The 19,222-nt window shown below is 61.0% G+C and carries 20 protein-coding genes; 10 read left to right on the top strand and 10 right to left on the bottom strand.

Annotation, left to right across the window (positions count from 1 at the left end):
- Window positions 1-12 precede the first annotated feature (12 nt).
- The 4 genes from AB4K19_RS04180 to AB4K19_RS04165 all read left to right on the top strand — a co-directional run bounded on the left by AB4K19_RS04180 (window position 13) and on the right by AB4K19_RS04165 (window position 3,949).
- Window positions 13-1,350, top strand: a complete 1,338-nt coding sequence (locus tag AB4K19_RS04180; protein ID WP_436399138.1) for an extracellular solute-binding protein — start codon at window positions 13-15, stop codon at window positions 1,348-1,350.
- 78 nt (window positions 1,351-1,428) lie between these two features.
- Window positions 1,429-2,346, top strand: coding sequence for a carbohydrate ABC transporter permease (locus AB4K19_RS04175; RefSeq protein ID WP_375230662.1), 918 nt, complete (start codon window positions 1,429-1,431; stop codon window positions 2,344-2,346).
- Window positions 2,346-3,218: a carbohydrate ABC transporter permease gene (locus AB4K19_RS04170; RefSeq protein ID WP_375230661.1), complete on the top strand. Its 873-nt coding sequence runs from the start codon at window positions 2,346-2,348 to the stop codon at window positions 3,216-3,218. The genes AB4K19_RS04175 and AB4K19_RS04170 overlap by 1 nt, the downstream gene beginning before the upstream one ends.
- On the top strand, window positions 3,218-3,949 hold the full coding sequence (locus AB4K19_RS04165) for a cytochrome b561 domain-containing protein (protein WP_375230660.1): 732 nt from the start codon (window positions 3,218-3,220) through the stop codon (window positions 3,947-3,949). The genes AB4K19_RS04170 and AB4K19_RS04165 overlap by 1 nt, the downstream gene beginning before the upstream one ends.
- A gap of 4 nt (window positions 3,950-3,953) precedes the next feature.
- On the opposite strand, the gene AB4K19_RS04160 is transcribed toward AB4K19_RS04165, so the two are convergent.
- Genes AB4K19_RS04160 through AB4K19_RS04140 form a run of 5 tightly spaced genes read right to left on the bottom strand, consistent with a single transcriptional unit; the run spans window position 3,954 to window position 9,884 of the window.
- The gene (locus AB4K19_RS04160) at window positions 3,954-5,441 is read right to left on the bottom strand and encodes an AMP-binding protein (RefSeq protein WP_436399135.1); all 1,488 of its coding nucleotides are present in this window, start codon (window positions 5,439-5,441) and stop codon (window positions 3,954-3,956) included.
- Window positions 5,438-6,841 (bottom strand): acylating sulfoacetaldehyde dehydrogenase, encoded by a 1,404-nt coding sequence (sauS, locus tag AB4K19_RS04155; protein ID WP_375230659.1) that lies wholly within the window; start codon window positions 6,839-6,841, stop codon window positions 5,438-5,440. Before sauS ends, AB4K19_RS04160 begins: the two co-directional genes overlap by 4 nt.
- A gap of 56 nt (window positions 6,842-6,897) precedes the next feature.
- On the bottom strand, window positions 6,898-7,866 hold the full coding sequence (locus AB4K19_RS04150) for a tripartite tricarboxylate transporter substrate binding protein (protein ID WP_375230658.1): 969 nt from the start codon (window positions 7,864-7,866) through the stop codon (window positions 6,898-6,900).
- A 39-nt stretch (window positions 7,867-7,905) separates the two neighbouring features.
- Complete coding sequence (locus AB4K19_RS04145; protein ID WP_375230657.1) at window positions 7,906-8,376, bottom strand: tripartite tricarboxylate transporter TctB family protein; 471 nt, start codon at window positions 8,374-8,376, stop codon at window positions 7,906-7,908.
- Entirely contained in the window at window positions 8,373-9,884 is a 1,512-nt protein-coding gene (locus tag AB4K19_RS04140) for a tripartite tricarboxylate transporter permease (protein ID WP_436399132.1), read from the bottom strand. Before AB4K19_RS04140 ends, AB4K19_RS04145 begins: the two co-directional genes overlap by 4 nt.
- A 97-nt stretch (window positions 9,885-9,981) precedes the next feature.
- Between AB4K19_RS04140 and AB4K19_RS04135 the strand changes: the two genes are divergently transcribed.
- Window positions 9,982-11,010, top strand: coding sequence for a LacI family DNA-binding transcriptional regulator (locus AB4K19_RS04135; RefSeq protein ID WP_375230656.1), 1,029 nt, complete (start codon window positions 9,982-9,984; stop codon window positions 11,008-11,010).
- Between the two features lie 9 nt (window positions 11,011-11,019).
- On the opposite strand, the gene AB4K19_RS04130 is transcribed toward AB4K19_RS04135, so the two are convergent.
- The 3 genes from AB4K19_RS04130 to AB4K19_RS04120 form a co-directional block, all read right to left on the bottom strand.
- Complete coding sequence (locus AB4K19_RS04130) at window positions 11,020-11,832, bottom strand: isoprenylcysteine carboxylmethyltransferase family protein (protein ID WP_375230655.1); 813 nt, start codon at window positions 11,830-11,832, stop codon at window positions 11,020-11,022.
- Window positions 11,833-11,846: 14 nt separating this feature from the next.
- Complete coding sequence (locus tag AB4K19_RS04125; protein WP_375230654.1) at window positions 11,847-12,407, bottom strand: response regulator transcription factor; 561 nt, start codon at window positions 12,405-12,407, stop codon at window positions 11,847-11,849.
- A gap of 83 nt (window positions 12,408-12,490) precedes the next feature.
- A complete protein-coding gene (locus tag AB4K19_RS04120) occupies window positions 12,491-13,810 on the bottom strand; it encodes an ABC1 kinase family protein (protein ID WP_375230653.1) in 1,320 nt (439 codons plus the stop codon).
- A 177-nt stretch (window positions 13,811-13,987) separates the two neighbouring features.
- Here AB4K19_RS04120 and AB4K19_RS04115 point away from each other — a divergent pair, with 177 nt between their 5' ends.
- The 3 genes from AB4K19_RS04115 to AB4K19_RS04105 are packed head-to-tail and all read left to right on the top strand — an operon-like array spanning window position 13,988 to window position 16,955.
- On the top strand, window positions 13,988-15,046 hold the full coding sequence (locus AB4K19_RS04115; protein WP_375230652.1) for a pyridoxal-phosphate dependent enzyme: 1,059 nt from the start codon (window positions 13,988-13,990) through the stop codon (window positions 15,044-15,046).
- Window positions 15,039-16,202 (top strand): M24 family metallopeptidase, encoded by a 1,164-nt coding sequence (locus AB4K19_RS04110; protein WP_375230651.1) that lies wholly within the window; start codon window positions 15,039-15,041, stop codon window positions 16,200-16,202. Before AB4K19_RS04115 ends, AB4K19_RS04110 begins: the two co-directional genes overlap by 8 nt.
- Before the next feature lie 3 nt (window positions 16,203-16,205).
- Entirely contained in the window at window positions 16,206-16,955 is a 750-nt protein-coding gene (locus AB4K19_RS04105; RefSeq protein ID WP_375230650.1) for a maleate cis-trans isomerase family protein, read from the top strand.
- Window positions 16,956-16,969: 14 nt separating this feature from the next.
- On the opposite strand, the gene gph is transcribed toward AB4K19_RS04105, so the two are convergent.
- The gene (gene gph / locus AB4K19_RS04100; protein ID WP_375230649.1) at window positions 16,970-17,614 is read right to left on the bottom strand and encodes a phosphoglycolate phosphatase; all 645 of its coding nucleotides are present in this window, start codon (window positions 17,612-17,614) and stop codon (window positions 16,970-16,972) included.
- 14 nt (window positions 17,615-17,628) lie between these two features.
- Complete coding sequence (locus AB4K19_RS04095; RefSeq protein ID WP_375230648.1) at window positions 17,629-17,916, bottom strand: DUF2312 domain-containing protein; 288 nt, start codon at window positions 17,914-17,916, stop codon at window positions 17,629-17,631.
- Window positions 17,917-18,048: 132 nt separating this feature from the next.
- On the opposite strand from AB4K19_RS04095, the gene AB4K19_RS04090 reads away from it, so the two are divergent.
- Together AB4K19_RS04090 and AB4K19_RS04085 are read left to right on the top strand one after the other, a co-directional pair.
- Window positions 18,049-18,291, top strand: coding sequence for a hypothetical protein (locus AB4K19_RS04090; RefSeq protein WP_375230647.1), 243 nt, complete (start codon window positions 18,049-18,051; stop codon window positions 18,289-18,291).
- A 63-nt stretch (window positions 18,292-18,354) separates the two neighbouring features.
- On the top strand, window positions 18,355-19,218 hold the full coding sequence (locus tag AB4K19_RS04085; protein WP_436399128.1) for an MBL fold metallo-hydrolase: 864 nt from the start codon (window positions 18,355-18,357) through the stop codon (window positions 19,216-19,218).
- Window positions 19,219-19,222: the final 4 nt, after the last annotated feature.

Raw genomic sequence — 19,222 nt, 5'->3', positions numbered from 1 at the left:
GAGGACTGAAGAATGCTATCACTCAAATCAATCCTGACGGGGACAGCCGTTTCCGTTTCAATGGCCTGCATGGCGCTGGCAGACGGGCATGGTGGGCCATATGCGCCTTATGCCGGCACGACGCTGGTGATCAACGTGCCCGCCCACCCGCACTATAACGCGATGATGAAAGTCATCCCGGAGTTCACAAAAGAAACCGGGATCGAGGTCGAAGTGGACCAGCTTCAGTACCTCAAGATGCGCGAGCGCCAGACACTTGAGCTGACCAAGCGCGAGGGCGACTATGATATGATCGCCTACGTGGTTTTCTCAAAAGCTGACTACATCTATGCGGATCAGCTGGAAAACCTTGCGAAATACTTCATGAACCCCGCGCTGGCGGACCCGAACTATGACCAGGGCGACCTGATCTCTGGCTACGTTGAAAACATCGGCGTCGCCGGTGGCCAGAAGGGCTATCTGCCAGGTCAGCTGGGCTCGGCTTATGGTATTCCGTTCGGCTCCGAGACCTCAGTTCTGGCTTATCGCAAGGATATCTTTGAAAAGCACGGCATCGGTGTGCCTGAAAGCTACGATGACCTGCTGGATGCAGCCTGCAAGATCCCCGAAGTTGAGCCCGGTATGGGCGGTATGGCGTCTCGCGCGGCGTCCGGCCACCAGGCCAGCCACGCGTTCCTGCTGCACCTTGCCCCCCTGGGCGGCCGGGTATTTGACGACAGCTGGGAGCCGATCATCAACAATGAGGCCGGTGTTGCAGCTGCAAACGCGCTGAAAACCATCGTGGACTGCGGCCCCGAGGGCAGCCAGACATTCGGTCCTGCCGAGGCTGCTGCAGCCTTCAGCCAGGGACAGGCTGCCATGTTCATGGACTCCATCGCCTTTGCCGCTGGTTTCGAGGACCCGAGCAAGTCCAAGGTCGCTGGCAAAGTCGGCTATGCGCTGCACCCTGAAGGTGTGCGCCGCGGCAGTCAGACCGGTGGTTTCGGCATCGCCATTCCGAAAAACGCCCAGAACAAAGAGGCCGCCTTCCTGCTGATGCAGTGGCTGACTTCGAAAAAGGGTGACCTGATGGTGGCGATGGCAGGCGGCAACCCGTCGCGCTTCTCGACCTATCAGAACGAAGAGCTGAACGCCAAATACCCCTACTCCGCGACTTTCGGCGAAGCGCTGAAATACGCAGACCCCGACTGGCGTCCGATCATCCCCACCTGGGGCAAGATCAATGCCGACATCGGCACAACCATGAGCCAGGTTCTGACCGAAGGTCTGGACCCGCAGGAAGCCCTGAACGGTGTGGCGGAACGTGCCCGCGCCATCATGGATGAGGCCGGTTACTACACCTGGCAGTAACGTCTCCCTCCCAGGAGCCCCGCCGGGCCGCGCATACTGCGGCCCGGCACACCCACCCCGCACCGATGGATCCGTGACATGCAGACCGCGAACGTCAACAGGCTGACCCCCTATCTCTTTCTGGCCCCTGCCGCGATCATCATGGGTATCGCCCTGCTCTATCCCATCGGCTACATGGTCTACGCCAGTTTTCTCGACTGGAACCCCAGCCAGCGCATCGGTGAGGCAGAATTCATCGGCCTGCGCAACTACACCAACCTTCTGAGTGACGCCGCTTTTCTCGAAAGCTTCTGGGTCACGATTAAATTCGCCGCAGTCGTCGTAACGCTGGAAATGTTCCTGGGCGTGGGCCTCGCCCTCCTGCTCGACCGGAACATCCGCGGCATGTCCCTGCTGCGCACCCTCTTTATCCTGCCGATGATGATCGCGCCCATCGTTGTGGGTCTGATGTGGCGCTATATGTACCACCCGACCGTCGGCATCTTTAACCGCACACTGAAGTCCCTCGGCCTTGAACCGGTGCCGTGGCTGTCGGACGGCAGCTGGGCCTTTGCATCAGTCGTGATTGCCGATGTCTGGCAGTGGACCCCGTTCATCTTTATTCTGTCGCTCGCAGCGCTCCAGTCTCTGCCACAGTCGGCCATGGAAGCCTCGCGGATTGATGGCGCCACCGGCTGGCAGCAGATCGTCTACATCAAGCTGCCGCTGATGCTGCCTGTGCTTATTGTTACCCTGTTGTTGCGCCTCATCGACGCCTTCAAAGTGCTGGAGGTGATCCTTGTGCTGACCAACGGCGGCCCCGGGTTGTCCACCGAAATTCTGTCACTGCGCATCTCGCGTACGGCATCCGAATTCCGGGAACTGGGCGAGGCTGCGGCCATGTCAAACTTCCTGCTGATCCTGCTGATGGTCCTGACGTTCGGTATGTTCTTTTACAACAAAGCGATGGAGGTGCGCGCCGCACGTCTGCGCGCGGCCGCCGAGGAGGATGTGTGATGTCTGACAAGACCTACGACCGTCAGAACCCCGCGTTCTATGCCCTGCTTGTGGCACTTGTGGTGATGTCGGTCGGACCGATTGCCATGATGCTGATCACGTCGCTGAAACTGAACGTCGACATCATGTCGGATACATCGTCGCTGCTCTTTATGCCGACACTGCGCAACTACGAAACGGCCCTCTGCGATTTCCTGTGGTATGAGGCGCCTCATATTGACTACTGCGACAAGACCTTCGGGCGGGCGCTGGTTAATTCGCTGATCATCGCGCTGGTCTCGACGGTCCTGACGCTGGTGATCGGCTGCATGGCGGCCTATGCGCTGGTGCGGTTCCGCTTTATGGGGCGGGATACGGTGTCGCTGGCAACGCTGGGTATGCGCATGGTGCCCCCGGCTGTCCTGCTTGTTCCGGTGTTCGGCATCTGGACATTCCAGTTTCAGATCGACGGGACACGGGCGGGCATCATCCTCGTCTATGTCGCGATGAACCTGCCTTTCGTGATCTGGATCCTGCAGAGCTTTATCGTTCAGGTACCGATCCAGCTTGAGGAAGCCGCCCACATGGACGGCGCCGGTCCCTTCGGCGTCTTCTTTCTGGTGGTGCTGCCGCTGATCAAACCCGGTCTGGCTGCAGCGGCGATTTTCACCTTCCGCGTGGCCTGGAACGAGTTCCTGCTGGCTAATGCTCTGGCGGACCGGAATTCACGTACTGTGCCGGTGACCATCGTGAATTCCATGACTGAGTTTGACATCGACTGGGGTGTCATCATGGCGACGGGCATGCTGCTGGCCATCCCGCCGATCATCTTTACCTTTGTGGCCTCGCGCCAGATTATCACCGGCATGACCGCGGGCGCGGTCAAGGGCTGATGATGGAGTGGCTGCTCGCCCCCATGGACCCGGGTGCGCCCCATGAGGTGGGTGGCTATCTGAGCTGGCACGCAAGGCTCATGGTGCTGGCCTGGGGTATTCTGGCTCCGCTGGGGGTTTTCGTGGCGCGCTATTTCAAGGTTCTGCCCGGCCAGAACTGGCCGCAGGCCCTGGACAATCATCTGTGGTGGAACACGCACCGTATCTGTCAGTACTCCGCCTGCGTTCTGATGCTTGTGGGCCTTTGGCTCATTCTGAACGCAGGTCCCATTACCTATCGCCCTGGCCCTCATGCGCTGCTGGGCTGGTCCGCGCTCGCCCTGGCCCTGGTTCAGATCATGGGCGGCATTCTGCGTGGCACCAAAGGTGGCCCGACGGACCCTGCACCAGACGGCACCCTCCGCGGTGATCACTATGATATGACACCCCGCCGCCTGGCTTTTGAATACATTCACAAATCTGCTGGCTACCTGGGCCTTGCCCTCGCTGTTGCGGCCATTCTTACTGGTCTCTGGCAGGCAAATGCACCCAACTGGATGTGGCTGATCCTTATGCTCTGGTGGCTGGGTCTGCTGGTCGCGTCTGTGCGCTTGCAACGGCGCGGCATGGCCGTTGATACCTATCAGGCCATCTGGGGCCCTGATCCGCGTCTGCCGGGCAACCAGCGTAAACCGATTGGCGTCGGTGTGTCCCGCAGGTCCGAAAACAACGACATACAGGGCTCGGTCTGAGCGATCAGATCAGATCTGCAAGCTTCAGCCGCTGTATCTTGCCGGACGGTCCTTTGGGCAGCTCCGGCAGAAAATGGATACGCTCAGGCGCTTTGAAACTGCCCAGTTTCTCCACACAGATGCTGATCAGATCACCGTCGGACAGGCCCGAACCATCCCGGACACGAACGGCGGCTTCGACCCGCTCACCGTAAGTTTTGCAGGGCCGCGCAAAGGCTGCAGCCTCGATGACATCCCCATGCGAATAGAGCGCTTCATCAATTTCGCGCGGTGCGATGTTTTCCCCGCCCTTGATGATCAGTTCTTTGAGCCGGCCAGTCACAAAGAGATACCCGTCCGCATCCCGGCGTCCCAGATCGCCCGTGCGCAGCCAGTCACCATAAAAGGTGGTCGCCGTGGCATCAGGGTTTTTCAGATACTCGAGCATGACGTTCGGGCCACGCACCACGATTTCGCCCTCCTCGCCCGGCGCACATTCCGCCATCTGCGGGGTCAGCACCGTCACATCGTTTCCCCAGGCGATCCCAGGTGACCCGATCCGGCGCTCGCCCGGTGGCAGAGGGTTTGACAGGATCTGTGCGGCAGTTTCGGTCAGCCCCATTGTCTCAACGACCGGCATCCCGAAACGATCCTCAAAGGCGATCTGCACATCCGGCGCCAGCGCAGAAGAGGCAGACCGTGCAAACCGCACCCGCGCGCGGGTTTCTGCATCCGGCCCCGCATCACCATGCAGCAGGTGCGATATGATCGTCGGCACCACGGAGAACCAGGTGGCCTGCGTCCCGGACAGCTGATCCCAGAAACGGCTGGCCGAAAACTTCGGGCACATAGCGACCGAACCGCCTGAAAAGAGTGCCCCCATGAGAGACACGCAGAGCCCGTTGATATGGCAGATTGGCAGAACGCAGAACCCCCGGTCTTCCGGTTGCAGGTCATGCGCCACAGCTGCAGTCCACCCCCCTGCGAGCAGACTGGATTGCGTGTGCACCACGCCTTTGGGCCGCCCTGTTGTGCCTGAGGTATACATCAGCAACGCATGATCCCCGGGCCTGATGTTGTGCAGATCACCGGACTTCTGCGCCCCGGACGGATGAAAGCGCTGCATGTCCGCAGGCCGCGTCGCTTCGAAAACATCCGCGACACTGTCATGCACCAGCGCCATCCGCGCCTCGCAGTGATCCAGCGCATAGGCGATTGCATCGTTGCCGGCGGCCAGGTTGATCATGGTCGCGCGGAACCCACCGTACACAGCACCGAAGAACGCCAGCACGCCTTCGCGACCGTTGGGCTGCAGGATGGCAACGCTCTCGCCCTTGCGCACCCCTGCCGCGGTCAGCCCCAGAGCAATGTTCCGCGCTGCAAAGGTAAGCTCTGTCCAGGTCAGATTTTCAGAACCATCGGTGAAGACAAATGCCATCCGGGCACCTGTCGCACGATGCTCCAGCCAGTCGCGCACCGTACCTTCGGGCGGGTTGTACCGGTCCATGTTCATCTGCCGGCCGCATCCCAGTAGTCACCAAAGATTTCCTCAAGCTCCGGCTCTCTGGCGGGAATTTCCCGCACAATCTTGGTTGTCTGCATGAAGTGTTTCCAGTGCAGATTGTCATCGATCGAATTGCCGCCCCAGGAGCCACAGCCCATGGACAGGGAAAAAGGCATGCCATTGTTGAACGCACCGCCCGTCGCAAAGCAGTGGGCCTGATTGACGATCACGCGGCAGGTCGGCACCGCGCGTCCAAGAACAATCGCACGGTCGTGCACGCTGGTGTGCAGGCCGACGGAATGGCCCGCACCCTGGTGATCCAGAATGCGGCCTGCCAGAGCCACCGCATCTTCGAAGTGCCCGGCCCTGTAGAGCGCTGCGACACGCGAGAGTTTCTCGCCCGAGAGCGGATGATCCGGTCCGATCCCCGTCGTCTCAACCGCAATGTATTCTGTGCCTGCGGGGACTTGGTCCGCCAGACCAAGTGCGGCGAGCATAACGTCGGCATCCTGCGCAATGACGTCTCTGTTCAGATGCCCACCAGGCCAAAGTGCTGCTTCCACCGCAGCCTCATCCCGCACGACCGCGCCGCCGGCACGGGCCATCGCGGCCAGAAAGTCATCATAGACCGCGTCCACAACGATCAGCGCATTCTCAGAAGAACATGAAGTGGCGTTGTCAAAGGTCTTCGAGGCGCGGATTTTTTCTGCAGCGGCATCAAGATCGCAGGTCTCATCCACGATCACGGTCACATTTCCTGCACCTACAGCCAGGGCTGGCGTGCCGGACGTATAGGCGCGTTTCACATTGTTCTGCGATCCGGTCACGACAATCAGATCGGTGGTTTCCAGCAGCCGCTGGGTTTTTTCCTTGCTGCCCTTTCCCGGGACCATCTGCACCAGATCGGGGTCTTCGCCAATCTTACGGAACTCCCGATGTACGAAGTCGATCAGCTCTACACAGGCCGGCACACCTTTGGGCGACGGCGACAGCACAATCGAATTGCCGCATTTCAGCGCGTTGATGATGTTATTGGCAGGTGTCGCCGCAGGGTTGGTTGACGGCACAACCGCCCCGATCACGCCCATGGCGCGGGCAATCCGGGTGATCCCGGTTTCCGTGTCTTCGTCGATCACCCCCCATGTTTTCCGGCCCGCGATATCGCGCATCAGACCCAGTGTTTTGCGATGGTTTTTCAGAATTTTGTCAGGCACATTGCCAAGACCGGTCGTCTCTACCGCCAGTTCTGCCAGATGACGGTTACGGTCCGGTTCCACAATGGCCCAGGCCGCTGCCTGCGCGGCACGGTCATACCGTTCCTGCGAACCATTCGCCTCATAGGCGCGCTGCGCAGCCCTGGCACGGGCAACAACGGCGTCAGTTTCGGCAAGATCATCATGGGCGTTCATGTCAGATTTCCTGTGTCACAGGCTCCACCCCGCGGACGGGGTGGAGCAGCACCGGGTCAGAGACCGGCAAGAAGTTCTTTGAGGGTGACCTCACGGGCAGCCCACATCTCGAGCACTTCGTCACGCGTCATGATGTGCATCGGCGATCCACCGGCCTTCATCTTGCCCGCAACCCGTTTGTTTTCGAACATCGCCGGCACGGTTTCCGCCAGCTTGTCGATCACGCCCTGCGGTGTCCCCTTGGGCACCATGATCCCGCGGAAGTTCACTGACGAGTTGTCCACGTCAAGACCGCCTTCCATCATGGTCGGCACATCCGGCAGGAACTCATTGCGTTCCAGATCAGCCACCGCAAGGATCTTCACATTTCCGGCCTCGCGGGCACGGAACGCATCGCTCAGGTTGTTGATCCCGGCCATAACCTCACCGGCGATGACAGCTTTCATCGCGGCGGCTCCGCCACCTTTGGTGGGGATATAGGCCATCTTGAAACCGCCCGCCTTCTCCATCTGCAGCGCAGCAATGTGGTGACCCACAAAAAGACCTGCACCGGATGTGGTCAACTTGCCGGGATTGGCAGACGCGAAATCAACGACGTCCTGCAGCGTGTTGAACGCGCTGTCCGCGCCAACCACCAGGACCGCCGGATCGGCACCCCAGTTTGCAATCGGCTCAAAGCTTTCAGCCGAATACTCAACACCACCTTTGATCGACTGTGCGATGAAATGCGGGATGTTGTAGGCCCCCAGCGTATACCCGTCCGATTCCGCCTGAGATGCCAGCCAGTTCCAGCCGACACGGCCCCCGGCCCCGGGTTTATTCAGAATGGCAATCGGCATGCCCAGTGCATCCTCGTTGCCCGCCGTCATCGTCACGATGCGTGCCTGAAAATCAGTGGCGCCTCCGGCACCATAGCTGACCATCATCATGATCGGACGCTCAGGATAGTTGGCGTGACCGTCTGCAACCGCTGTGGTCGCCAGGCCCGCAAGGGCGATCGCCGCCCCGGCCAGTAGTTTCTTCATGTTTATTCCTCCCATCAGAATTCTGCCGCTTTGCGCGGTTCAGAAAAGGATCTCACGCGGTGTGTACACCTTGAGCAACACCGCAAAGAGACCATACATGACGGCCATAAAGCAGGCCGTGATGATCACACGCCGGACCCACGATCTGACCAACCCGTGCGGGGCGGGATCGTAGAGGCTCAGCAAAACGAAAAAGGCGAGCGTCGTGGCTGTGTAGAAACCCAGCGCTTTTGCCGCCCAGAAAATATAGATCAGAGCAATCACAAGCCCGGGTGCGAGGCTGGTCAGCTGGCGCGCGGAAATTCCGTTGCCCACTTTGGTCCAGCCCAGACAGGCTTTGAAAAACGTCCACAGCGCGAGCACGACAAAGACTGTCGAAATCAGGCGCGGGAACAGGAACGCTTCAGAGGGTTGCTGCGTATAGCTGACCCAGGTGACCCAGATCCCGACGACAGCCACAACCCCGGAACCGACGATGTGCTGGACGCGTGGCAGGCTCATATCACTCATGCGATGATCTCCTCTTTCGAGGTGTAGCGGCGGCTGCGAAGCTCCATCCATGCCGAGTAGAACACCGACGCAATCACAACAACGATCAGGAACAGATTAAGTGACCCGCCGAAAAAGTATGGCATCATGCCGTCGGTCGCATTTGCGATCATGCTGCCCTGGATAAAGTTCGCCTCAGCGATCGGTCCGAGAATGAGGCCCAGCACCAGCGGTGCCGCCGAAAAACCGAAACGTTCCAGGAAATACATCATCACGCCTAGCCCGGCCATGACATAGACATCCCCCATGCTGGACTGCACGGAATAGCTTCCAAAGACTGCAAGGCCCAGAACCACCGCGGCCATCACACTCTGCGGCACCTGCGCGACCTTTGCTGCCATGCCGGCCACATAGAGGCCGAAGATGCACATCAGAACCTGACCGATCAGCATCGAATTGATGAAGGTCCATGCAACATCCGGGTGATTGTCAAAAAGATCGGTGCCCGGGAAAATGCCGTGGATCAGCAGCCCCCCAAGCAGTACAGCCGCCGTGGGTGAGCCCGGAATGGATAGCGTCAGTAGGGGCACCAGCGACGGGCCGACCATGGCGTTGTTCGCGGATTCCGCCGCAACGAGACCCTCAGGATGTCCCGTGCCGAATTTCTCACGATCCGGGCTGAACTTTTTGGACTGATCATAGGCCACCAGCCCGGCAATCTGTCCGCCCACGCCGGGGATCAGACCGATCACAGAGCCGGTGAGCGTGCCAATGCCCATCGCGCGGCGGGTGCGCGCCAGTTCCGAAATGGCCGCACCGATGGGGTGTTTGCGTACCCTGATGATCTCTGCGTCATCGCGGCGTCGTCCGCGCGCGAACATCGTGATGACCTGCGGGATTGCAAAAAGACCGATGAGCGCGGCGATGATGTTGATCCCGCCTCCCAGCGCGGGATGGAAAATGAACCGCTGCGCGCCCATGATATCGTCAAAGCCGATGGTCGCAAGCCAAAGACCGATGCACCCCGACAGCAGCCCTTTGACTACCGAGCGCGAGTCGAGCGACCCGATCACAGTCACGCCGAGGATGGCCAGCCAGAACAGGTGGCTGGGCCCAAAGGCGAGCGCCCAGCGTGCCAGCACAGGTGTCAGGAAAATCAGGAGCAACACGCCGAAAATGCCGCCAACAGCGGACGACAGGAAGGACAGCTGGAGCGCACGGGCTCCCTCGCCCTTCTGCGCCATCGTATGGCCGTCGAGCGTTGTGGCTATATTTGCAGGAGCTCCGGGTATTTTTAACAAAATGGCAGACACTGCGCCCCCTGCCACCGTCGAAGTATAGGCGGCCCCCAGCAGAATAAGCCCCTGCGCGGCTTCCAGCTGGAACGTAAACGGAATGAGTAGCGCCACCGCCATTGTCGGAGAGAGCCCCGGTGTCGCCCCAAGGATCAGACCGCCGATCGTTCCGAGCAGCAGCAGACCGAAATTCACCGGCGTGAATACGTCACCGAAATAGAAGATGAATTCCACAGTTTCTCCCCGGGGCCTCTGGCTCTTGACTTAAAACCGTAAGCAATGAAAATAGTTTTGCAAATGTTTTCATTATTTCTTTGAAAAGGCCTGTCAGGTGTCTGATAAAAATAAGAAAAAGGTGGATATTTTCGCCGTAGCAAAGCGATCAGGCGTTTCTATTTCGACGGTTTCCCGCAGCCTGAATCACCCCGGCCAGGTCAAACCCGCAACCCGTAAGAAGATCGACCGCGCTATCCGGGATCTTGGCTATATCCGCAACCGGGCAGCGCAGACGATGCATGGTATCCGCAGCGGAACGATCGGTCTTGTGGTGCCGACCATTGACCACACAATCTTTGCCGAACTGATCCATGCCTTTTCGCAGTCCGTTGAGGAACAGGGCTTTCTGATCCTCGTGGCCAGTCACGGATACGACCTGGAAAAGGAATATGCCGTCGTACGCAAATTCCTTGAACACCGTGTGGACGGCGTGGCGCTGATCGGACAGGATCACTCTGAGGAGACCTATCAGCTTCTGGAAAGCAACGGCACGCCCGCGATCTCCATGTGGAACCACGATCCGGCATCGCGCCTGTCCTGCGTAGGCTCGGACAATGCTCTGGCCGGGCAGCTGGCCGCGCAGTGCCTGCTGGACCACGGGCACCGCAACATTGGCCTGTTATTCCCGCCGCGGCAGGAAAACGACCGTGCACGGGGCCGGTTTGAGGGTGCGATGCGTACGCTGGAGGCCGCCGGCATCCGGCCGAATGCAGATATGTCCGCCCAGGCGCTCTACAGCCTGCGGGAGGCAAAGGACGCGGTCACCGGTCTGTTGCGCAGGCCCGACAGGCCCACCGCCCTGCTGTGCGGGAACGACGTGCTTGCTGCGGGAGCCCTTTACCGGGCAACCGAGCTCGGCCTGAGAGTGCCGGAGGATCTGTCGATCATCGGAATAGGTGATTTCCGCGGGTCAGAGGAAATGACTCCAGCGCTCACAACGGTCCGGCTGCCGGCCCGCGAAATCGGCCACCTTGCCGGCCAGCAGCTTGCCGCCATCATCGGCGGGCATACGGCGCAGACAATCCGGATCGACTGCGCCATCCGTCTTAACGTCCGCCAGACGTGCCGGCGTATCGGTGAGTGAGCGCGCGCGTCAGCTGCGCATGCCTTTCCCGCGCTTCAGCCGGGGCAATATATATGGCACCTGCTCGCGGTAATTGTCGAAGCGTTCGCCATACCGGCGCCTGAACCGTGCTTCTTTCAAACGCGGAGCGGCGACACAGTAGGTTGTCAGAACAAGGGCCAGTACAAGCTGGTCAGGCGTCCAGACCGGCACGGTCCATAATGTCATGGCAAAAGACAGGTAAATCGGTTGCCTGACGACACGGAAAAGGCCGGTCACCGGCATGTCGGGATAGACCGGCGTGCGGTTCTGCACGACTGACATCCAGCCCAGCGCACCGGACTGTACTTCTGCGCCTGCATCGTAACTGGCGCGGATCAGCAGCCCCCATGAAAGCGCATAGAGCACCGTTATGCCCCAGAAAACCGGGCCTTCCGCCTGCCACCAGACTACCCCGCTGGGCGACCAGAGCAGGAACAGCGCTGCGAGCTGTGCCGCGGCAATCACCGCAAAAGTCGTGCTCGACATCGCGCGGCCATGCCTTCCGGGCCAGAGCGCGCCGAGCAGTTTTGATCCGGCGGGCGACAGCAGTGCGGAGTGTGCAACAGGGAACTGCATAATGAGCAGGAGGTTCGCCACCACGGCCTGCCAGCCCGTCAGGCGCCCCTGTCCCAGGGTCATGCCTGAGTACATCACGGCAATCATGGCCAGGACGGCCACTGCAAAGAGCGCATGACACACCAGCCCCATAAGGGCCGCGGGAAGGACCCGCCCCAGCCCGGGCGGCGTGCTGCGCAGTCCCGCGACCAGATCCACCAGTCGCCGCCACGGCGGTTGCTTCATCCCGTCAGGTCCGGTCACGCCGAGATATCTTCACCTTCCTGATGTCGTTTCAGAATGCGCTGCAGGGTTCTGCGGTGCATGTTCAGCAACCGCGCTGCCCGCGATACGTTACGCCCGGCTGAGTCGAAAACTGTCTCGATATGCGCAATGCGCGCTTCATCCGGGGTCATCGGGGCTTCGGGTGGTGCGGGTTGCGCGTTTCGTGGTGCTTTGAGCGCGGCCACGATTTCATCGGCGCCTTCGGGCTTGGAAAGGTAATCCACCGCGCCTGCCTTGATCGCCGCCACTACTGTGGGCGTATTGCCGTAACCGGTCAGAACAACGGCGCGCGCAGACGGCCAGCGCTGACGCAGCAACGCGACTATCTCCAGCCCGTTCCCATCTTCGAGCCGCAGATCAATCACCGCATAATCCACCCTGCCCTGTGCGATGATCTCACGCGCCTCAGCCACACTGCCCGCGCAGAGCGTGCCGAACCCCCGGCGCACCATCGCCTTGTCGAGCCGCTCACGAAAGGCCAGATCATCGTCCAGGATCAGAATGGTTTCGCCGGATCCGTTGCCTGGTTTCTGCATAGCTGTCTCCTTTTTCGAAAGAATACGCAGGAGCAGGCCAGCAGGATCAGTGTCGCGGCATTCTGACGCGACCCGCATGCTGTTCAGGCCGCATCCAGCACCGCATCAAGATCCACACGCGCCCTCAGACGCGTGGCCAGCAGGAACATTCCGCCGATCTTGCGCTGCAGAAAGAGCGCATCCGCCGGCGGCACGACCCAGTAGTCGCCCTGTGCTGCAAACTCCATGCCTGCGGCCCGCAGGCGTTGCGCCAGATCGCTGGTTGCGAAGTCGAAAACACCACCCGCGCGCAGCGGCTCCATGGCCATGTCGAACATCTTCCAGATCGCATCTGCATGCGCGTCCTGTGTGTCCGCAGCAAGAAATCCGATGGTCTCCAACTGCTCCAGGGCACCTTTTCGGTTCCCGTCCAGGCCTGCGCGCAGCAACTCTCTGTAGCCCGCTACCAGATCAGCCGGGATCTCCCGGCTCGCACCGAAATCCAGCAGAACAACCTTCTGATTTTCAGCATCCCACGCATAGTTGGCAAAATTCGGATCGGTCTGCATCAAACCAAAACTGAATATCTCGCGCATCATCAGACGTATCAGAACGCTCACTGCGTGATCGCGCACCTCCTGAGGCTGGTCGGTCAGCTGATCCACCGGTACACCCGGTGCAAATCCCATACACAACACTTCTCCTGTGGTCAGGTCGCTGTGGAATGGCGGCACTGCCAGATCGTCATCACGGTCCAGCAGGTCCCCAAAGCCCGCCAGCATACGGCCCTCACGCTCATAATCGGCCTCTTCATGCAGTTGCCGGCAGGCCTCCTTCAGCAGTGGGTCGAAGTTCAGTTCTGAAGGCACCAGCCCCGACATCCGCAGCAGCAGCGCCACGTTGGCCACATCACTGTCGATGCTGCGCCTGACCCCGGGGTATTGCACTTTCACAGCCACGTCCCGGCCGTCGCGCGTCGTCGCGCGGTGGACCTGGCCGATGGAGGCCGCCGCAATGGGGCGCACGTCAAAGCGCCGGAACCGGCGGGTGAAATCCGGCCCCCAGTTCCTGGACAGAACCGACTTCAGTTGTTTCGGCGGCATGAAATGGGCGTCATTGCGCAGCCGACCCAGAATATCCGCAAGCTCCTGCGGCAGAAAATCACCGCCTTCCATGGACAGCAGCTGGCCCATCTTCATCGCGGCACCGCGCATATGTGCCAGCTGGCGGGTGACCCGCGCCAGATTTGCAGGTGTGAGCAGCAATTCCTCCATGCGTGGCCGTCCACCACCCAGCCATTCCCGGCCCCCGTTCACAGCGACATTTCCCGCAACACCCAGCGCCATGCCGCCAAGGCGCGACATCCGCGCCAGACGCGTGCCCGGCACAGGAATGCCCTTTGGTATGTGTCTGAATTCCGACAAATCAGCCTCTCCTGCTGTTCGTGCTGCAACCTAGGCCGCAACCTGTGAAATCCAATGCGGCACCGGCACGCACAGAAGGTTTGCGAAAACTGTAGCTTTTTATGCGTTCTGCGGTGACAGTGATCCGGGGGGCCGCAATCCGGGAACAGATGCGGCCAGATAACAGGGGGGTCCAGCGTGGTCAGATCGCTATCCAATCCGTTCCGCGGCACAGGGCTGCCTGCGCCGCTCAGCGATCCGAGGGAGTTTCCGTCGACGGATCACAACGCGGTCGCTGCCCTGCTGGCGCTGTGTCCGAAACATGCGCCGACGCCGCTCGCCATTGCACCGTCTGTGGCCGACGCCGCGGGTGTCGGATCGGTTCTGATCAAGGATGAACGTGGTCGCATGGGCCTCGGCAGCTTTAAGGCGCTCGGCGCGGCCTACGCGATTGCAGCGGATGCGCAGCGTCTGCGCACCGGCGACTGGGACGATGCGCTCGCCGGCCGGGTCTATGTGACAGCAAGTGCGGGCAACCACGGATTGTCCGTTGCGGCAGGAGCACGCATTTTTGGAGCTCTCGCGGTGATTTATCTTGCTGAAACCGTGCCGGAAGCTTTTGCCGGGCGTCTCAGAGCCACCGCCGCGCGTGTTGTGCGCGCGGGAAGCACCTATGAGGAAAGCATGCAGGCTGCCGAAGATGCCGCAGCTGAAAACGGCTGGCAGCTGCTCTCGGACAGTTCCTGGGCAGGATACACCACCTGGCCTACTGCGGTGATGGAGGGGTATCTCCAGATGGCCGCGGAGATCACGGACGAAATGGCCGCGGCCCCGGATGTTATTCTGCTGCAGGCCGGTGTCGGTGGTCTGGCCGCATCTCTGGCGGCGCATTTCCGCGCCGTCTGGGGCGACAGCCCTGTCATAATTGTTGTTGAACCCGAAGCCGCCCCTGCCCTGACAGAAAGCGTGCGTGCGGGAGAGTTGCTCGATACCGAAGGCCCGGTCTCGTCGATGGGGCGGCTGGACTGCAAGACCCCGTCGCTCGTGGCACTCGAAGGGCTGGCGCGGGATGCAGACCATTTTGTTACGATCACCGAGGATGAGGCCCGAGACGGCATACAAGCGCTCGCAGACCATGGCTTTGAAACCACGCCCTCAGGCGGTGCAGGGCTCGCAGCCCTGCTGTCCGGTGTGCCCGGGTGCAATGGAAATTTGACCGTTCTGGCCATCCTGAGCGAAGGCCCGGAAGATGGCTGAAACGGCCGCGCGCTTTCCGGACAGCGAGTTTCGCACGCGGGTCGAAGCCCTGCAGACAAGGCTGCGGGCGGCCGACACGGATGCGCTGCTGCTCACGGGTGCGGCGGATATTTTCTACGTGACCGGATTTCTGACCCGTTTCTGGGAAAGCCCCGCACGGCCCTGGTTTGTTGTCGTCCCGGCAAGCGGTGCGCCCATTGCCGTGATCCCTTCGATCGGGCTGGATCTGATGTCACAGACCTGGCTGCGTGATATCAGGACCTGGGACGCGCCAACGCCGGGCGATGACGGCGTCTCGCTTCTGGCCGAGACGCTTCGTTCTGTTATCCCGGAAAGTGGCCGCCTTGGCGTGCCGATGGGCGCTGAGACCGCCCTGCGCATGCCGATGGCAGATTTTCAGCATGTGATCGCGCAGCTCACACCACGCCGGATCGTGGACGCGACAGACGTGATCCAGCGGGTGCGCGAGATCAAATCAGACGCAGAGGTGGAGCGCATCCGCGCCGCCTGTCGGGTCGCCGACGCGGCCTTTGCACAGATCGGCGACATTGCCGGCTGCGGCATTCCTCTGGACCAGATTTTCAGCGATTTTCAGATCGCCCTGCTGGCGGCAGGTGCGGACTGGGTCAGCTATGTCGCCGGGGGTGCGGGGCGTGGTGGCTACCGCGATGTGATCTCACCAGCACCGCATCGGCCGCTTGTGCGCGGTGACGTACTGATGCTCGACACCGGCGCGGTAAAGGGCGGCTATTTCTGCGACTTCGACCGGAATTTTGCGATCCGGGAAGCAGGGGATGAGGCCCGCCGTACCTATGACGCGCTTTATGCGGCGACCGAAACAGTGCTGCAGGACCTGCGGCCCGGCATGACGGCCGCGGACGCGCACCGGATGCTGACCGGATCACTGGAAAAGTCGGGCGTTCAGCCCGGCGGCGGACGGTTGGGGCATGGTCTGGGGGTCACGCTGACGGAATGGCCGTCTTTCATTCCCGCCGATCACACCGAACTGCGCGAGGGGATGGTCCTGACCATTGAACCCGGTGCGGTCATCGCCCCGGGGCGGATGATGGTGCATGAGGAAAACATCGTACTGCGCGCCAGCGGCCCGGAACTGCTCAACCGCAGGGCCGCTGCCGAACTGCCGGTTTTAGGGTAAGGTATGGAGAACTTTCCCTACCGCCTCAGTGAGCCGGCCGGACGCCGCGCAACGCTCGGGCTGATCGTCCTGCAAACCGATGAAACGATTGAGGAAGACTTCCGGCAGGTTTTCCGGCCGCCGGAAACCGCGCTTTACGTCACGCGCATTCCAAGCGGCGCGGATGTGACGCCCGAGACGCTGCTGTCCATGCGCGAAGCGCTGCCTGCCGCAGCAAGCCTGCTCCCGGACGCTGCCGAATTTGACGTTATCGGCTATTGCTGCACCTCTGGTGCCACGCTGATCGGCCCCGAAACTGTCGCCGCGCAGGTGTCGGCCAACGCCCATACGCTACAGGTGACCGATCCGCTCACCGCCGCGCTGGCCGCCTTCCGGGCCGTCGGCGCGTCATCCGTTTCGGTTGTTTCCCCTTATGTGGCGTCTGTTGCGGACAGGATCAAAGAGGCTTTTGAACAAAAAGGGCTGCGCGTTCCGGCAACGCTGTCTTTTGGTGAAGAAGCCGAAGACCGGGTCGCCCGGATTGACCCTGCATCCATCCACGCCGCGGCGCTGGAAACCGCATCCCAGGCACCCTGCGATGCCTTGTTTCTGTCCTGCACCAACCTGCGGACATTCAGCATTATTGATGATCTCGAAGACCGGCTGGGCCTGCCGGTTCTCAGCAGTAATCAGGTGCTCGCCTGGCATATGAGCTGTAGCGCTGGCGGCGCCCCGCTCCACGACGCGCCCGGGCAGCTGTTCCGGCAGACCTGACCCGACGAACCGGTTCAGAGACCGTGATCCTGCCAGCTGTCGAAACGCTGATCATCAGACAATGGCGGCAATTCTGAATTGAGATATCCACCGGTAAAGAAACGGAACGGTACACCGGCCCTCAGGGCCGTTTCACAGTCCACTGCGCTGTCGCCCACATAAACCGTTTCCGCCGGCGTCGCGCCCAGTTCCGCAATGCACGACAGTAACGGTTCGGGATCGGGTTTGTGCGCAACACCCTGCCGTGCGCCCACGATCACACTGAGATACGGGCTGAGCCCCAGAACATCGCAGATGTGCCTCGCTGGGTTATCGGGCTTGTTGGTACAGAGGCCCATGGGCACGCCACGGTCCTTCAGCGACTGCAGGCAGGCCATGACACCAGGATATGGTTCCGTAAGCCGCGTCATATCAGCGTTGTAGCTTTCCATAAACCGGTCCAGCGCCGCGGTGTGCAGCTCCGGTGTCACACCGCCGGTGGCGTTCAGTGCGCGCTCCACCAGTTTGCTGACACCATTTCCGATAAAACTGATGACCTGGTCGAGCGTTACGGCAGCCCGCCCGTGGTCACGAAGCGCTGCGTTGACGGCGGCATGCAGGTCCGGCGCGCTGTGCACGAGCGTCCCGTCCAGATCGAAAACGACAGCCCTGTGCGGCACTGCGCCAGCCGCCGTCACGTCATGCCCAACGCTTCCTTGTACATTTCCAGAACAGCTTCTTCTTCGGCGATGTCGTCCGCGTCACGCTTGCGCAGCGCAATCACCTTGCGCAGCACCTTGGTGTCGTAGCCGCGTGCCTTGGCCTCGGCCATCACTTCTTTCTGCTGCTCAGCGATGTCTTTTTTCTCGGCGTCCAGTCGCTCGATCCGTTCAACAAACTGCCTCAGTTCGCCGGAAGACGCACGATACGAGGCATCTGCCTGTGTCTCGGGGGCGGAAGGGTCGGTTGCGGTATCGCTCATGCTGCGCTCCTGGTGAATAAATGTCCGCAGCCTGCCTACTCCCCTGCCCCCGGTGCTGCAAGCAGGTTTGCCGTGCGTCCCCCGCGAGGATGCGGCCTTGCCAAGCCGGGCACTTTTCAGTAGCCCCTGCGCATGAACACAGGCGACGACACAACCATTTTTGACGTGATTATCTGGACGGGTGCCGGCGTGTCACTGCTGGGCCTTGCCGGTCTCATATGGTGCATCGTCTACGTTGCCCGTGCCCGCCGGGCGCGGCTTGCGGACGAAGAGATGCGGGCGGTCCTGCGCCGGGCGCTGCCGCTGAACCTTGGTGCCCTGTTTCTGTCTGTGATCGGGCTTGTGCTTGTCATCATCGGTATCTTTCTGGGCTGATACCGCGCTTGCGCTCTGACAGTCATCAGACTTATGCTGATGCAGGATCAGAGGAGCGCGCGCATGTCACCGGACGTCACAGCATTTTTCGATACGGCCACCAACACTGTCAGCTACGTCGTACAGGACCCCGATGGGACTGCCTGTGCCATTGTGGATTCGGTTCTGGATTTCGATCAGGCCGCCGGCCGGACGGACACCGCTTCAGCGGATCGGGTGACCGCCTTTGTGCGCGAAAAGGGACTGCAGCTGAAATGGATTCTGGAAACCCACGTTCATGCGGACCATCTGTCTGCCGCACCCTATCTGCAGGAACGTCTGGGCGGAAAAATCGGGATCGGTGCGCAGATCACAACGGTGCAGGACACCTTTGGCAAAGTCTTCAACGAAGGTACTGAGTTTCAGCGCGACGGCAGCCAGTTTGACGCTCTTTTCGAAGAAGGGTCTTCCTTTCACATCGGGCAAATGCGCGTCGATGTGCTGCACACGCCGGGCCATACGCCCGCCTGCATGACCTATGTCATCGGGGACGCGGCCTTTGTGGGCGATACGCTGTTCATGCCTGATTTCGGCACGGCCCGCTGCGATTTTCCGGGCGGTTCGGCACATGACCTCTACCAGTCAATCCAGAAAATTCTCGCGCTGCCCGATGAAACGCGGATTTTCGTGGGCCACGACTACAAGGCGCCGGGCCGCGAGGAATTCGCCTGGGAAACGACCGTGGGCGCCCAGAAAGCCGCGAACGTGCACGTCGGAGACGGCCGCGACGAGAACAGTTTTGTCGAGATGCGCGAAGCCCGCGATGCAACGCTGGGCATGCCGCGTCTTATTCTGCCATCGCTGCAGGTGAATATGCGCGCAGGACAGATGCCCGAACCGGACGAGCATGGGGATGTGATGCTCAAAGTACCACTGAACAAAATTTAGCAGG

This window comes from Roseobacter phycocola (genome assembly GCF_042055075.2).
Taxonomy (GTDB): Bacteria; Pseudomonadota; Alphaproteobacteria; order Rhodobacterales; family Rhodobacteraceae; genus Roseobacter.
This window is presented reverse-complemented; position numbering and strand designations above follow the sequence as displayed.